Source organism: Deltaproteobacteria bacterium, from assembly GCA_005879795.1.
Classification (GTDB): Bacteria; Desulfobacterota; Binatia; order DP-6; family DP-6; genus DP-6.
Genome location: VBKJ01000269.1, coordinates 1 through 2,413, shown reverse-complemented (window position 1 = coordinate 2,413; position 2,413 = coordinate 1). Strand labels below are relative to the sequence as shown.

The window sequence follows — 2,413 nt, the reverse complement described above, 5'->3', positions numbered from 1 at the left end:
ACTCCATAGTCGTATGCTATCCCCCCGCCTGAAAGAATCAAGCCGTGGCCGCGCAGGGACGGGACAGTGGGATGTCCGCGCGTACGCCCGATTCGCCCCCGTGGGGACCCGTAAGTACCGGGTGATGCGAGGCAGCAGTATCTACGATGTGTACCGCAGCACCGAGCCCGAGCGCGCGGCCGCCGTGCGGACGGCGCTCAACGAACTGGAGTCTCAAGACGGGTCCTGGCGGGATCCGCGGCCGCTTTCGACACCGGGGGGGGTCAATCGAAAAAAAGTCGGACTCGTAGGAACGTCGCTTGAGCTGGCGACACACTCCATAGCGACTCCAACCTCTCGGCGGCGGGCCGCCGCCCACACCTCCCTCGCTGACGAGGCTGTACGGCGACGCCCTGGCACGGTCGCTCGCGGGGCTGCGGTACCGCATGGGGTTACAACCGCACAGCGGATTACGAAACCTCAGGGGTCATTGAGTCAAGCCTTCGCGACAGTCCGGTTCGTCACGACGATGAGCCGCTGCACAAGCAACCCCGGGGCAAGGAGGGTCCCGCCTCGTCAGGAAGCTGGCCCCGCTCTCTTCTCGCGCGATGTCACGCGATCGATAGCGAAGCGGAGCTCGTCCAGATCGATAGGCTTGCGGATGACGGGGATTGAGCCCAGGCCCGCACGCTGGTCGGGGGGAGCCGCAGTGACGGCAATGACTGGAATCGAGGCCAGCGCCGGATCGCTCTGTTGGCGACGATAGAAATCCTCTCCGCTCATCCCCGCTAAATGGAGATCCAGCAACACCACACAGGGCCTTGGGACGATCTTCAGACGATCCAGCGCCTCCATGCCATCGGCCGTCGCGAACACGTCGTAGCCTTCACGTGTGAGGATCTCTGAAAGGGCAGCGCGCGTGTCGGCGTGGTCCTCCAGCACCACGACCACGCCTCGCCGCTCCGTGGTGGAACCAGGGGCTCTGCTCACTGCCCACCTCTCCCAAGGCCGGGTTTTCCTTATCCATGCCCCCGCGGGTTTGGGTTACCGCGTCGGTTGGAGTGATCTAGGATAAGGAAGACCTTCGGGCGGGGACGTGCGGCGCTCGGAGACGGAGCGCCGCTGGCTGCGAGAGCGGCGAACAGCGCCGCAGCGGCGCTCGGAGGGGACGAGGGTCACTTCCCGTCGACGGTCGCGCACCATGCGGCGCCCGAGATCCCGCCGCCGATCCCATCCGCGCCGCCGAGGTCGTTTGCGTCCGATCGTGTCGTTTGGCATGTGATCCCCGATTGACGTGGTCCGCCCAGCTGGACGTGCAAACCCCGTGCCTTCTACAGGTGGCCAGTTGGAGACGGTCCGCGCGGCATGCTGCTGGTCCGTGCGGACCGTTAGCTCCGTGGCAGACGCGCCACGTTCCTTGCGCGTCCGCGGCTACAGAGAATTCGCTTAGACGCGCGGAGCCTCTTCGGGCACGCATCATGGTGACGTGAATCGAGTGCGCAACTCGAGACTAGGGGCGCCGTCGCAAGCCGCAGGACCTAGCCGCCCCCTGCCGACCCCCTGTACGTGCATCAGGCGGTCGCCGCCGTTCGGTCCCGCGGCGCCGATCGGCCAGCACGCGCCGCCCTGCGTGTGCCCCGGCTCGCGCAGCGGCGGGGCTGGCCCGAGCCCTCCTAACCTCGCCACCCGTGACCCGCCTGGCCGAGCGCGCGTCCGTCGGGTATATCACCCCGACTATCTGTCCCCTAGAGAGGTGCACGATGGTTGCTAACGACGCTCCTCACTGGTTTCCCGACCACCGGGAGGGCGAACGTCGTCTTCTGCCCTCGCGGCGCAGCGGCCTGGACCGCCGCTATCAGAGCATCCCCCCGACGGTGGAGCGCCGCGGGGCGGGCGAGCGGCGCGTGCTGGACGATCGGCGCACCTTGACGGAGCGGCGGCAGCACGTAACGGCCGGGTGACCTGGCCGAACGCCCTGCTACATTCCTGGGATGCCGAGAGACATTGACGTGGTGGGAGTCTGGCACGGAACGCCGTACCAGGTCGCGTCGGTGAGCAGCACCGCCGACGGGGTGATCGTCGCCTGCGGTCCAGCGGGCACGCACACGACGCACCCGAAGACCGGCCACCACCGGCACACCAAGGACCCGAGCTCGGGCACGAGCACCTGGCACCAGCGACACGTTCTCTCTGACGTCACCCTCGCGCAGCCCCTGCAGGTCATCGCGTTCTCGGGCGCCAAGCCACCCGCGTGGGCAAAGCCGCATGCGGACCATCCGTCGCATGACAGCTTCACCTTCCAGGCGCTGGCGGACGGCCACGTACGGCTCGCCCTCGTGGGAGTGCGGGAAGCGGACGACGCGGTCATCGTCGCGACCAAGCAGGCCGCCACCGCGCCCCGGCTGTTTCGCCGATACGCGCCGAACGTGCTCCT

2 protein-coding genes are annotated in these 2,413 nt (G+C 67.8%); one reads left to right on the top strand and one right to left on the bottom strand.

Features of this window, described 5'->3' with window-relative positions; genetic code table 11:
- Nucleotides 1-555: 555 nt before the first annotated feature.
- A complete protein-coding gene (locus tag E6J59_19940) occupies nt 556-1,002 on the bottom strand; it encodes a response regulator (GenBank protein ID TMB15492.1) in 447 nt (148 codons plus the stop codon).
- Between the two features lie 968 nt (nt 1,003-1,970).
- Here E6J59_19940 and E6J59_19935 point away from each other — a divergent pair.
- On the top strand, nt 1,971-2,413 hold a 443-nt coding region (locus E6J59_19935; protein TMB15491.1), incomplete at its 3' end, for a hypothetical protein.